Genomic DNA, 12,482 nt, shown 5'->3' with positions numbered 1-12,482 from the left:
TGGGCGCATGGGCGGCGATTATGGGAAGGTGTACTTAACGGGAGCGGGTCCGGGCGACCCGAAGCTGATTACGGTCCGCGGGCTGGAAAGTATCCGGCTGGCTGATGTCATTGTTTATGACAGGCTCGTGTCAGGGGAGCTGATTAAGGAGGCTCGAAAGGACGCGGAGCTTATCTATGTCGGCAAAGCTTCAGGCAGACATACCCTTAAGCAAGAGGATATTAATGCTCTTCTCGCCGAGCGCGCCATGCGCGGTCTGACCGTTACCCGGCTGAAGGGAGGCGATCCTTTCGTGTTCGGGCGCGGCGGCGAAGAAGCCGCTCACTTAGCTGAGCGCGGAATCGCATTCGAAATCGTGCCCGGCATCTCTTCTTGCATCGCCGCCCCTGCGTACGCCGGCATTCCGGTTACCCATCGGAAGCTGGCTGCTTCCTTCGCGGTCATTACCGGCCATGAATGTACCGACAAGGACAGTGCCTGCGTCGATTGGGCTTGGGCGGCCGGAGCGGAAACGCTCGTCGTGCTGATGGGGCTGGCGCAGCTTCCTTATATCGTGGAGCAGCTGCTCGGCAATGATAAAGCGCCGAGCACGCCGGTCGCACTCGTGCAAAGCGGGTCCTGCTCCGAGCAGCGAACGGTTGTCGGCACGCTTCGGACCATCACCTCGCAGCCCGAGGTCGAGGAGCTGGTTAGCCCGGTCGCCATCGTCATCGGCCCGGTCGTCACCATGCGGGACAAGCTGAAGTGGCGAGCGGTGGAGGCCGTGCTGAATTGACCCTTTAAACGATCGATGAGTCGTTATCCGCGAGCGAGCCGGCGCGTGGAGGCGGCTTTTTATTTTCACTCATATACTATCCAGATGCTGTATGATTGACCATATACTGCAACCAATCTCAATATAGCCTCGTCTATAGGTGCAACAATGAGAGTCGGAGTGAGGATACATGAAGCAAGGTTTTGGCCGGAGGTTATATGCAATGCGAGCAGTACTTCTTCTATTAAGCTGTCTGTTGCTGCTGTCCGGTTGCTCTTTTCAATTGCCGGGCACCAAGGTCGGCGGCGCTGATAGGAAGGAATGCCGCGATAAGACGTCCATTCCCGAATATATCCCGGCGCTCCGATGGAATGGCATCACTTATATGTCTATGGGGAACAGCGAAGATGCAAGCTTCGTGCGGCAAGGGGAGAAAATCGGGCAAATCGGCTATAAGCTATCGGAGCATGCCTGCGAGGATTATGTGATGCAGGACGGGGATGCGACGCTGCTTGAGATCGGAACGGAGGTATTCGAAGTCAAAGGCTACAAACAGAGCTATCGACTTCTGGCAGGCGGACAGCTCTTTCAAGTTTCGGAGAATAAAGCTGCGGTTACAATCGGCGACCTCTATGATATTGCGGGCCGAATCAAGAATGTCCGTTTCGTAAGCGGAAACGACGGTTCGCCGCTGAAAGATTTCACGCCGGAAGCGGTCGCTGCGTTTGCCGAGGAATACGTAAAGCTGAAGGTTGTAGACCGCATGGCGCTTGCCAAACAGACGAAGAATTTAGCCGGCGGGAATTACAGTTTGCGCGTTATTTTGAAAGACGGTTCGTCGTTTGGGATGAGTTATTGGATCAAGTTCGGCGTGCTGAGTCCGGGCGCATATGCGACAGAAGAACTGAAGCAGCTGGTAGAAGAGCAGCGGAAGCTGATGTATACGAGTTAATGCAGAACGGACGGCGGGTGGCTCGATCACCGGTCGTCTTTTTATTGCTTACTTCGCTCAGGAAGCGGAGGTGGATTTGGTATTGGTATAATAGGGAGAGAAAAGGAGGCTGCTGCCAGTGAAAGCGAGTACGGTTTCGGATACCTACTGCGAGGATCTCGAGAAGATGCTTCGCAGTCATGCGAGTGAGGAAGTTGCCGGGCCGATGACGGCTTATATGCGGGATTTGTTTCCGTTTCTGGGGATTCGGACGCCGGAGCGGGCTGCGGTGACGAAGCGGTTTATGAAGGAGCGCGGTGTTCCGTCGGGTGCGGAGCTCGAGCGGGTCGCTCGCAAGCTGTGGGCATTGCCGGAGCGGGAATTTCATTACACGGCGATGATGCTGCTCGAGAAGCGGAAGAAGGATCTGACGATCGAGCAGATCGATTTCATCGAACATCTCATCACAACACATTCTTGGTGGGATACGGTCGATTTGATCGCGAGTCATCTTGTAGGGGGAATGTTCACCCATTATCCGGAGCTTGTGCCAACCTATACGGAGAAATGGATCGTATCGGACAACCTATGGCTGCGTCGTACCGCAATCCTATTTCAGCTCGGCTATAAAGGCCGAACGGATGCGGAGCTGCTCTTCTCGCTTATTCGCCGAACGGCGCATGAGGATGAATTCTTTATTCGCAAAGCGATCGGCTGGGCACTGCGCGAATATGCGAAAACCGATGCGGCTGCGGTGCAACGGTTCGTGGCGGATACTGAATTATCGCCTTTAAGTGTGCGTGAAGCGCTCAAGCATGTCGGTGCAAAAGCATAGTCCGATGCCGGGCAAACTGGCGATTGACGGGACGCGCATTTCCGTGCTATTCTTAATTCCAACAAAGTAGGTAGGAATTATAGGAATAAGGTGGTGCCGATTATGAATCATCCGATATCAATCCGCAGCGGCGACATAGAATTGTCCGGCGTGCTGCAGTATCCCGTAGTGGATCGCGAAGAGAAAAGAGCTGCCAAATATCCGTTAATCATCATTTGCCACGGCTTTATCGGCAATCGCATGGGTACGGACCGGTTATTTGTTGAAGCGGCGGAACGGCTGACTCGCAGCGGTTATCTTGTGCTGCGCTTCGATTACGGCGGCTGCGGCGAGAGCACCGGCGATTACGGCAGCGGCGGTTTGGATGAGCTGATCGGACAGACGAGAACGGTCATTGACTACGCGCTCAGCCTCGATATGGTTGACGCGGAACGGCTTATCCTTGTGGGACACAGCCTGGGCGGTGCGGTCGCAGTGCTGACGGCTGCTCGCGATTCGCGCGTGAAGTCATTGGTCATGTGGGCGCCGGTTGCCCACCCGTTCATGGATATTCGCAACATTATCGGAACCAAGGCGATCCAAGAGATCGACACCGTCGGAACGACGGATCATATGCATTATCAGTTTACGAAGAAGTTCACCGATTCGCTGGCGCAATTCCAGCCGCTGACGGAGCTGCGCGGCTACAACGGAGATGTGCTGATCGTGCATGGCACGGCGGACACGGTCATCCCCGTCGACTACTGCTTCTTGTATCAGAAAATGTTCTGGCTGCGCAAAGAGGGCAATTGCGATAAAGAGGTTATTTTGCAGGGTGACCATACGTTCTCCTCGAAGGCTTCGCGCGATGAGCTGTTCGATGTATCGCTGCGCTGGATCGATGCAATCGGTCGCAGACGCAATGATTGGAGCTTGTGGACGATCTAATCAAAATGTATTGTAAGTTAGGCCGCTTTCCCTTTCGTCGGGGAAGGCGGTTTTTTTTGCGCTGCAGCACGCATTTATAGATTAATAAAATCTAACTCTGCAACTTTTGGCGGTTCTTCTTACGTTGTAATGGTTACAATTGCAATAAGTACGCGAAGAGGAACGGGTGACCATGCAGATGAGAAAACTTGCTATAGGAATAATGGCTTTGACGATTACGATATTAGGCGGTTGTACGCATAAGGGAGAGACAAGTGAACAGCCGCCTGTCGTATCGCCGCCTGCCTCGGACCAGCCGGCTGTGAATGAGCCGGTGCCGCCAACGGAAACACCGGATACCACGGATGAAGAACCGGCAACGCCGGCCGTGCCGGAGACGCCCGAACAGGCGCCGGCAGATGAAATCACGCAGCAGGTCGAGAAGATGTCGCTCGATGAGAAGCTCGGGGCGATGATTATCGCCGGCGTGGACGGCACGACGGGCAGTCAAGCAGCGAAACGAATGATTGCGAGTCAGCACGTGGGCGGGGTTATTTTCTATGCTAATAATATTACGACCCCCAAAGGGGTCGTCGCCTACGTGAATCAGCTGAAGGCGTGGAACAAAGGGAATGTTTCGCCGCTCATTATCTCCGTCGATCAGGAGGGGGGCAGGGTGAGCCGCCTTCCCGGACTTGTAAAGCTGCCAACCGCCAAGGCGATCGGAGACACCGGCAACAGCGCGTATGCAGCTAAGATCGGAAGCATACTCGGGGAAGCGAGCAAGAAGATGGGCTTCAACGTGGACTTCGCTCCGGTGCTGGACATTAACAGCAACCCTAAGAATCCGGTTATCGGGGATCGCTCCTACGGCTCGACGCCTAAGCTTGTGACGAAGATGGGGATCGCCGCCATGGAGGCTATTGAGAAGGAAGGTGTCATTCCGGTTGTGAAGCATTTTCCGGGGCATGGCGATACGTCGGTGGACTCGCATCTGGAGCTGCCTGTCGTGGGCAAAAGCGAAGCTGCGCTCAAAGCCTTCGAGTGGGTCCCCTTCCAAGAGGCGATTAACGAAGGGGTGGACGCGGTCATGATCGCGCATATTCTCTACCCTAAAGTGGACGCCAAGGTACCGGCCTCCCTATCGAAACGAGTGATCACGGATGAGCTTCGCGGCGAGCTGGGTTACGAAGGTGTCGTTATGACGGACGACTTGACGATGGGAGCAATCGCGAAGAATTATGGCATGGGAGAAGCGGCGGTCATGACGGTCAAGGCGGGCAGTGACATATTGCTGGTGGCCCATGAGTACAAGAATGTGGATATTATTCTGGCGGCGCTGAAGAAGAGCGTGAATAGCGGTGACATTACCGTGGAGCGGATCGATGAAAGCGTGAAGCGGATTCTGATCCTGAAGAAGAAATACGAGCTGACGGACGAGAAAACGCCGGCGACGCCGAATCTGGATGCACTCAATGCGGCGATTCAAAAAGCGGCAGCGGTTTATTAAACATAGGCCTAATAAAAAGGCATCTTCCGGCTCGTTAGCGGAGGATGCCTTTTGTTACGTTATCTTGCTGCTCGAAATCGAAGATTCCCGCACGATCAGCCGATGCGGAATAATGATATGGTTCTGCGACAACGGCTCATCGTGCACGATGCGCAGCAGGGACTGCGAAGCGGTGTAGCCGAGCTGATAAGTGCCGATATCAATGGAGCTGATCGGCGTCGAAGCGAGCTCGGACAGCGGAATATTGTTAAAGCTGACGATGCAGATGTCCTGCGGAACGCTGTAGCCAAGCTCTGTCAGTCCGCGCAGCACGCCAAAGGCGAGCAGGTCGTCGAAGATGACAAGCGCAGTGGGCCGATCCGGCAAACTCATGAAGAAGGACATCGCCCGGTATCCGCTTTGCTGCAGCAGATCGCCTTCCAGCACCCATTCCTGCTGAAAAGGCAAGTTCGCTTCCTTGAGTGCTTTCTTGTAGCCGAGGAGTCGATCCTGAGATACAACGAGATTCGGCGGTCCGCTGATGAAGCCGATTCGTTTATGCCCCTGGGCGATAAAGTGGCTTGTCGCATCATAGGCTGCTTGAATATTGTTATTATCGATCGACAGCACATCCGGAAACTCGTCGCTTCGCCCGATGAGAACGAAGGGGAAGTTCTGCTGCTTCAGAAATCCGATGATCGGATCCGATGTGCGCGAGGACAATAGCAAAATACCATCCACGCGGCGTCCCATAACGAGGCGCGAGATGGCTTCGAGCTCATTCGAATCGGAAGTAACCGTTGTCATTAGCATGTCATAGCCGGCTCTGGTCGCCTGCGTAACGATACCCCGTATCAACTCGCCGAAAAAGAAGTTCAGAAACAGCTCCTCGGCAGGGCGCGGCAAGACGATGCCGATCGTTTGGGTTGTTTTCGACACCAGACTCTTCGCCATCATGTTCGGATGATAGCCGAGCTGATCCATAATCTCTTTCACCTTCCGGGACGTTTCCCGACTGATTCGCGGATGGTTCGAGACAACTCGCGAGACGGTGGAAGGCGAGACGCCGGCGATTTTTGCAATATCTTTAATCGTGACTGACATAAAATCCCCCAATTGCGCAAACGTGTGCACTTATCTTGTTTATGTGAGCCGATGCTTTTACATGTATGTTACCTAGAGTATATCATTGAAAAGTTTTTCATGCACAAATTTAATTTTCTGAGATATGGGGAGAAAAACAGAGGAAATGGAAGAACGGTCCGTAATTATTTGTGCAAATGGACTGTGCAAACGTTTTCCCAACCAGCGGGCCTTAGTGTATAGTAAGGGCGTCGGTAAAACGCTTTCTTTCGCAAAAAGAAGGAAAATAAAGCCTCGAATTACCATTTGCATCGCCATTTGTACAAACGTTTGCACAAAAGCGGAGGATCGTGTACAATGCAAGAGCCGCATTTTTATGCAACATGCACGGCTCGGATTATTGCATCATCCAAGGCAACCGCGCGATTCGTAATAGGATGTCGATAATTGGTTACGCTAGGTTTATGCTCCGGCGATTACGCTTTAATAACGAGAGGGGTTAAATAGAATGAAAAAGACAGTATCCTTGCTTCTAGTCCTAACACTTGCTGCAACACTGACGGCATGCGGCTCAAAGAACAACACCAATGAGAACACAGGCGAAACCAACACCGGTACAGTAAACAACGGCACAGGCAACAACACAGCTGAAGACGCTGAGCTTGTACCTGAAGATGGCGCAACGCTGCTTGTATGGGAATCCAAAGAAGAGCGCCCTTTCGTTGAGAAAATGATGAAAGAATTCAAAGAAAAATACGGCGTTGAAGTGAAAATGGAAGAGCTTGGCGCTGGCGATCAAGTAGCGAAATTGACAACTGACGGTCCTGCCGGAATCGGTGCAGACGTTGTATTGTTCCCTCACGATAACCTGGGTAAAGCAGTAGCTGCCGGTCTTGTTCTTCCGAACGATGTTTACGAAGAAGAAGCGAAATCGGAGAACAGCGATGTTGCGGTTCAAGCGGTTACGTATGATGGCGTTCTATACGGTTTCCCGCGTGCAGTTGAAACGTATGCCATGTTCTACAACAAAGATCTGATTGCAACGCCTCCAACAACGTTCGACGAAGTGAAAGAATTCGCGAAAACGTTCAACGACGGTAAAAAGAATAAGTATGCATTCATGTGGGACATCGGAAACTTCTACTTCAGCTATCCGTTCCTAGCTACAACAGGCGGCTTCGTCTATGGCAACAACGGCCAAGACAAAGCGGAAATCGGCCTTAACAATGCCGGAGCAGTGGAAGGCGCAACTTACTTCGCGTCGCTGAAGAAAGATGTATTGCCGCTTAAATCCGGCGATGTGACGTACGACATCAAGAAAGGTCTGTTCACGGGCGGTACGCTTGCCATGAACATCGACGGCCCATGGGCGATCGGCGATATCAAGAAATCCGGCATCAACTTCGGTGCAGCGCCAATCCCTAGCATCAACGGTAAACAATCCGTATCGTTCTCCGGCGTTAAAGCTTGGTACGTAAACTCGTACACGAAATACCCGAACGCAGCGAAATTGTTCGCACGTTTTGCTTCCACGAAAGAAGCGCAACTGGATGACTTCACTTTGACTGGCGCGATTCCTGCAAACAAGGAAGCTACGGAAGATCCGAAGATCCAAGGCGATGAAATTGTAAAAGCATTCGTAGAGCAGTTCAAAAACTCGCAGCCAATGCCTTCGATCCCTGAAATGGGCAACGTTTGGACACCGATCGGCGCAGCGCTTTCCGACATCTGGAACGCTGGCAAAGATCCAAAAGCAACGCTTGATAATGCAGTGAAGCAAATTGAAGATGCAAACGCAGCCGTAGCGAAGTAATTCGCGGCGACCGCAGCATCAGATGCAGCCGGGTCGGCTGCGAATAAACAACCATACAATGCCGTCACCCGCCCTTTCTCAAGAGGGGCGGGTGACGTAACTTTATTCGGACAAGGGAAAGGAGCTGGAGGTGGATGCAGCGGCATCAAAAAACAGCAACTATTTTATCTGTTCTCGCCATGGGTCTTGGTCAACTGTACAATCGTCAGTTCGTGAAAGGCATTCTTCTGCTTTGCGTTGAAATTATGGGCGGCTACTACTTTATTCAGAAGCTTCCGCATGCCATTTGGGGTCTTGTTACGCTGGGCGATACGCCGACGAAGCTCGTGAAAATCGGCAAACGCTATAAGAACGTAGTCGGCGACCACTCCGTCAACTTATTGATCGGCGGGCTTGTTATTCTGATTTTATTCAGCTTATTTGTTGTCATCTATGTGATGAACGTCAGGGATGCGAACCGAACCGGCAAGCTGCGGGATCAAGGCGTAACACCGGCATCGTTTAAACAATCCGTCAGCTATGTAACCGACAAACGGTTCCCTCAGCTGCTGCTGACGCTGCCTGCCATCTCCGTGCTGTTCTTAACGATCATGCCGATTTTGATGGCGATCCTGCTGGCATTCACCAACTACTCCGCACCGGAGCATATTCCGCCTGCGAAGCTTGTCGATTGGGTTGGGTTCCAGACGTTTATCGATTTGCTCCAATTAAAGACGTGGAGCCATACGTTCTACGGCGTTTTCGCTTGGACGGTTATTTGGGCGGTTATCGCCACCGTTACGACGTACTTCGGCGGTTTGTTCGTCGCGCTCCTGATCAATCAGCAAGGCATCCGTTTCAAAGGCATGTGGCGTTCGATCTTTATCATTCCTTACGCGATTCCGCAGCTCATCTCGCTGCTCGTCATGCGTAACTTATTTAACGGCCAATTCGGGCCGATTAATCAGTATCTCGGCTATTTCGGCATTGGCAAGCTTCCTTGGCTGACCGATCCGTTCTGGGCGAAGGTAACCGTAATTCTCGTCAACATGTGGGTCGGGATTCCGGTCTCCATGGTCCTTATTCTTGGCGTACTTACTGCGATCCCAAGAGATATGTACGAGGCTGCAGAGGTGGATGGCGCTACAGCGTTCCAGAAGCTTCGCGTAATCACGCTGCCTTTCGTGTTCTTTGCCACAACGCCGATTCTCATTACGCAATTTGCAGGTAACATCAATAACTTCAACGTCATCTTCCTGCTGACGAACGGCGATCCGGTTAAGGGTGACTATCAATACGCAGGCAGCACCGACTTGCTCGTTACGTGGCTGTACAAGCTGACGCTTAACAACAACAAGTATAATTTTGCATCCGCGATCGGTATTATCATCTTCGTGATTGTCGCTTCGCTCTCGATTTGGAGCTACCGTCGTTCACGGTCGTTTAAAGAGGAGGATATGATCCAATGAGTATGAAATCGAGGAACGTCTTCCGTTTAACGTTGACCTATATCATTCTGACCCTAATTGCGATTTGTGCGATTTATCCGGCTGTATGGGTGCTGTTCTCAGCTCTGCGTCCCGGCAGCGCGCTGTTTAGCGAACAGTTCTTCCCGAGTCATCCGACTCTTATCCATTTCAAGGAGCTGTTCACTTCACCTAGCTTCAGCTTCGGCCGCTGGTATTGGAACACGCTGAAGATCGCTACACTGTCGATGCTTCTTTCGACCTTGCTGACTACGCTGAGTATGTACGCTTTGTCGCGTTTCCGGTTCAAGGGTCGTAAAACGTTGCTCACTACGATGCTTGTCCTGGGGATGTTCCCGGGTTTCATGAGCATGGTCGCAATCTATATCCTGCTGCTTCAGCTGGATTTGCTTGATACGCATGCAGCGCTCGTTCTCGTCTATTCTTCGGGATCTGTGCTTGGCGGTTTCATTGTAAAAGGGTTCTACGATACGATTCCGCGGAGCTTGGATGAAGCGGCGCGGATTGACGGAGCAAGCCACTTAACGATCTTCTGGCGCATTATGCTGCCGCTGTCGCGTCCAATGCTTACGTATATCGGACTAACGACGTTTACAGGTGCATGGGTAGACTTTATCTTCGCCAGACTTGTTCTGCGTTCCAAAGAAAACTGGACGCTTGCGGTCGGCATGTGGGACATGGTGGCGAACTTCCAGAACAGTAACTTCACGATGTTCGCGGCAGGCGCTGTTATGATTGCGATTCCGATTATGATTCTGTTCGCGTTTCTGCAGAAGTTCCTCGTGGAAGGACTCACTGCGGGGGCATCCAAGGGGTGATGATCATCCGTACATGTATAAGCAACAAAATCGCGGCGGCCACATTGGCCGCCGCTCTTCTAATCAGCGTGCTGGCAGGTTGCTCCTCTTCTAAGAACGAACGGGAGCAAGAGAAGAAGGTTGGAAAAGAAGCGGTTGCGGCACAGGTCGATGAGCAGCCGGGGACGGTTTATTATGAAATCTTTGTTCGTTCCTTCTCGGACTCCAACGGAGATGGCATTGGCGATCTCAATGGCGTGACGGAGAAGCTGAGCTACCTGAAGGAACTGGGGATTGGCGGGATCTGGCTGATGCCGATTAATCCTTCACCCAGCTATCATGGTTATGATGTCACGGATTATTATGGCGTGAACAAAGATTACGGCACGCCGGAGGATCTGAAGAAGCTGACGAATGCGGCGCATAAGCTTGGGATTAAGGTTATTATGGATTTGGTCGTCAATCATACGAGCAATGAACATCCTTGGTTCAAATCCGCGATCGCCGATCCGAAGAGCCCTTATCGAAATTGGTATCATATTGAGGAAGCGGATGCACAGGTGCCGGCAGACGGTGCTGTGGGCGGCAATCCGTGGCATCCATTCGGAAGCTTGAAGTACCTGGGCGACTTCTGGGAAGGGATGCCTGACCTGAATTTTGACGAACCTGCTGTACGCAGCGAAATGATCAAGGTCGGCAACTACTGGCTGGAGCAAGGCTTGGACGGGTTCCGGATGGATGCGGCGAAGCATATTTACGGTGACTTCGCATCCACCATCAACACGGATGCTGTAAAAGCGAGCAATCAGAAGTGGTGGCAGGAGTTCCGTAAAGGTATTGCCGGCACGAAGAAGGATGCCTATATCGTAGGCGAAGTCTGGGATTCTTCGGTTATTATCGCGCCGTACCTGGATCAAGCGCTTGATTCTGCCTTTAACTTTGATTTGGCGAAGAAGCTGCTGTCCGGCGCGGATCGGGAGCAGAATCCCGATATTGCGTTTAGTCTCGGCCGCATCTACGAGATGTACAACAAGTCATCGAATGGTGCGTTCGTGGATGCGCCGTTTCTGACGAATCACGACCAGAACCGGACGATGAGCGAGCTTGGCGGCAATGTCGATCATGCCAAGATGGCGGCAGCCCTGCTGCTTACGCTTCCGGGTAATCCGTTCATCTACTACGGTGAGGAGCTGGGCATGAAGGGGATGAAGCCCGACGAAGCGATACGCGAGCCGATGCCTTGGCATGCATCGGGGACGGCGGGCGGCAAAGGGCAGACGACCTGGGAAGCCTCCCGTTACAACACGACGCCGAATACGGTTTCGGTCGAGGCGGAGCAGGCTGATCCGAACTCGCTGCTCTCGCATTACAAGAAGCTGATCGCTTGGCGTAATGAACTGCCAGCCTTGCGCGATGGCACGATTGTAGAGAAAAACACCGATAGCCCGGCCGTTGCTGCTTATTACCGAGTGACGAACGATCAGAAGGTTCTCGTCGTGCACAATATGTCGAAGACGGAGCAGATTATCGATCTGACTTCGGGCGGAAACGCAGCGAAGGATGAGTTCAAGGAAATCGCGCGCTCCAGCAAGGACGGCGCGAAATTAGGCGAAGGCAAGTTGAAGCTGCCGCCGTATAGCACGGTTGTTTTGCAATAGTTAGGGGCTGTTCCGCCTGGGATCATCGGAGGATGATCCCGGGTGGGGCAGCTTTTTTTGTGTATGCATCGGTGCGGCATTGTGAGTAAGTTGTGGATAGTGTGGATAATATGTGTGTAAGGTTGGGGATAAGCGAGGCTGGTCGAATGGTTGGCTGAGTTGAGTTCAACCAATTGGCTCGATTTGAAGCAAACTAACGAACCAGACCTGGACGATTCGTTAGCATTCGAGCGGCGAGAAATTCGGCCAAATAAGGCTTCTGCGATTCGTTAGAATCCTAGAAGCAAGGAAATCCCGCCCGATACGGCCTCTACGATGGATTAGATTATCGAGGGAAAGCCCTAACGAATCGTACAAGGCTTATTTGCCTCGAAATAGGCTCGAAAAAATTCTAACGAATCGTAGAGACGCTATTTGGCAGTTTGCGCGCAGAAAAGGGGCGTTTTGACCTAAATAAGACCTGTACGATTCGTTAGAATCTTAGCGGCGAGAAATTCGGCCCAAATAAGGCTTCTATGATTCGTTAGAATCCTGGAAGCGAGGAAATCCCGCGCAATAAGGCCTCTACAATGCATTAGATTATCGAGGGAAAAGCTCTAACGAATCGTAGAGACGCTATTTGGCAGTTTGCGGGCGGAAATGGGTGGATTTTACCTAAATAAGACCTGTACGATTCGTTAGAATCCTATCGGCGAGAAATTCGGCCAAATAAGGCTTCTACGATTCGTTAGAATCCTGGAAGCGGTAGCA

At 52.2% G+C, this 12,482-nt stretch carries 10 protein-coding genes; 9 read left to right on the top strand and 1 reads right to left on the bottom strand.

The features are described from left to right. The first annotated feature begins 7 nt into the window (after nucleotides 1-7). The 5 genes from cobA to nagZ all read left to right on the top strand — a co-directional run bounded on the left by cobA (nucleotide 8) and on the right by nagZ (nucleotide 4,936). The gene (gene cobA / locus I8J30_RS19365) at nucleotides 8-775 is read left to right on the top strand and encodes a uroporphyrinogen-III C-methyltransferase (RefSeq protein WP_210660879.1); all 768 of its coding nucleotides are present in this window, start codon (nucleotides 8-10) and stop codon (nucleotides 773-775) included. 202 nt (nucleotides 776-977) lie between these two features. Then, the gene (locus I8J30_RS19360; protein WP_210660877.1) at nucleotides 978-1,706 is read left to right on the top strand and encodes a hypothetical protein; all 729 of its coding nucleotides are present in this window, start codon (nucleotides 978-980) and stop codon (nucleotides 1,704-1,706) included. Between the two features lie 118 nt (nucleotides 1,707-1,824). Next, a complete protein-coding gene (locus I8J30_RS19355; protein ID WP_420831238.1) occupies nucleotides 1,825-2,520 on the top strand; it encodes a DNA alkylation repair protein in 696 nt (231 codons plus the stop codon). A 102-nt stretch (nucleotides 2,521-2,622) separates the two neighbouring features. After that, on the top strand, nucleotides 2,623-3,447 hold the full coding sequence (locus tag I8J30_RS19350; protein WP_210660875.1) for an alpha/beta hydrolase family protein: 825 nt from the start codon (nucleotides 2,623-2,625) through the stop codon (nucleotides 3,445-3,447). 172 nt (nucleotides 3,448-3,619) lie between these two features. Further along, nucleotides 3,620-4,936 (top strand): beta-N-acetylhexosaminidase, encoded by a 1,317-nt coding sequence (gene nagZ, locus I8J30_RS19345; protein ID WP_240548197.1) that lies wholly within the window; start codon nucleotides 3,620-3,622, stop codon nucleotides 4,934-4,936. Between the two features lie 54 nt (nucleotides 4,937-4,990). Here the strand turns inward: nagZ and I8J30_RS19340 are convergent, their stop codons facing one another. After that, a complete protein-coding gene (locus I8J30_RS19340) occupies nucleotides 4,991-6,019 on the bottom strand; it encodes a LacI family DNA-binding transcriptional regulator (RefSeq protein ID WP_210660873.1) in 1,029 nt (342 codons plus the stop codon). 487 nt (nucleotides 6,020-6,506) lie between these two features. Here I8J30_RS19340 and I8J30_RS19335 point away from each other — a divergent pair, with 487 nt between their 5' ends. The 4 genes from I8J30_RS19335 to I8J30_RS19320 all read left to right on the top strand — a co-directional run bounded on the left by I8J30_RS19335 (nucleotide 6,507) and on the right by I8J30_RS19320 (nucleotide 11,732). Next, nucleotides 6,507-7,811, top strand: coding sequence for a sugar ABC transporter substrate-binding protein (locus I8J30_RS19335; RefSeq protein ID WP_210660871.1), 1,305 nt, complete (start codon nucleotides 6,507-6,509; stop codon nucleotides 7,809-7,811). Between the two features lie 134 nt (nucleotides 7,812-7,945). Further along, the gene (locus I8J30_RS19330) at nucleotides 7,946-9,259 is read left to right on the top strand and encodes a carbohydrate ABC transporter permease (RefSeq protein ID WP_210660869.1); all 1,314 of its coding nucleotides are present in this window, start codon (nucleotides 7,946-7,948) and stop codon (nucleotides 9,257-9,259) included. Next, nucleotides 9,256-10,095 (top strand): sugar ABC transporter permease, encoded by an 840-nt coding sequence (locus I8J30_RS19325; RefSeq protein WP_210660868.1) that lies wholly within the window; start codon nucleotides 9,256-9,258, stop codon nucleotides 10,093-10,095. The genes I8J30_RS19330 and I8J30_RS19325 overlap by 4 nt, the downstream gene beginning before the upstream one ends. Next, on the top strand, nucleotides 10,095-11,732 hold the full coding sequence (locus tag I8J30_RS19320; RefSeq protein WP_210661104.1) for an alpha-amylase family glycosyl hydrolase: 1,638 nt from the start codon (nucleotides 10,095-10,097) through the stop codon (nucleotides 11,730-11,732). Before I8J30_RS19325 ends, I8J30_RS19320 begins: the two co-directional genes overlap by 1 nt. Nucleotides 11,733-12,482: the final 750 nt, after the last annotated feature.

The organism is Paenibacillus lignilyticus (assembly GCF_017942085.1).
Lineage (GTDB): Bacteria > Bacillota > Bacilli > Paenibacillales > Paenibacillaceae > Paenibacillus_Z > Paenibacillus_Z lignilyticus.
The sequence above is the reverse complement of the archived record's forward strand: the minus strand, read 5'-3'. Positions and strand labels throughout refer to the sequence as shown.

Bases quoted from the DNA above. Each gene is read 5' to 3' on its own strand.
- I8J30_RS19335 (WP_210660871.1), top strand. From the start codon at position 6,507: ATGAAAAAGACAGTATCCTTGCTTCTAGTCCTAACACTTGCTGCAACA.
- I8J30_RS19320 (WP_210661104.1), top strand. From the start codon at position 10,095: ATGATCATCCGTACATGTATAAGCAACAAAATCGCGGCGGCCACATTG.
- nagZ (WP_240548197.1), top strand. From the start codon at position 3,620: ATGCAGATGAGAAAACTTGCTATAGGAATAATGGCTTTGACGATTACG.
- I8J30_RS19350 (WP_210660875.1), top strand. From the start codon at position 2,623: ATGAATCATCCGATATCAATCCGCAGCGGCGACATAGAATTGTCCGGC.
- I8J30_RS19340 (WP_210660873.1), bottom strand. From the start codon at position 6,019: ATGTCAGTCACGATTAAAGATATTGCAAAAATCGCCGGCGTCTCGCCT.
- I8J30_RS19360 (WP_210660877.1), top strand. From the start codon at position 978: ATGCGAGCAGTACTTCTTCTATTAAGCTGTCTGTTGCTGCTGTCCGGT.
- cobA (WP_210660879.1), top strand. From the start codon at position 8: ATGGGCGGCGATTATGGGAAGGTGTACTTAACGGGAGCGGGTCCGGGC.
- I8J30_RS19330 (WP_210660869.1), top strand. From the start codon at position 7,946: ATGCAGCGGCATCAAAAAACAGCAACTATTTTATCTGTTCTCGCCATG.
- I8J30_RS19325 (WP_210660868.1), top strand. From the start codon at position 9,256: ATGAGTATGAAATCGAGGAACGTCTTCCGTTTAACGTTGACCTATATC.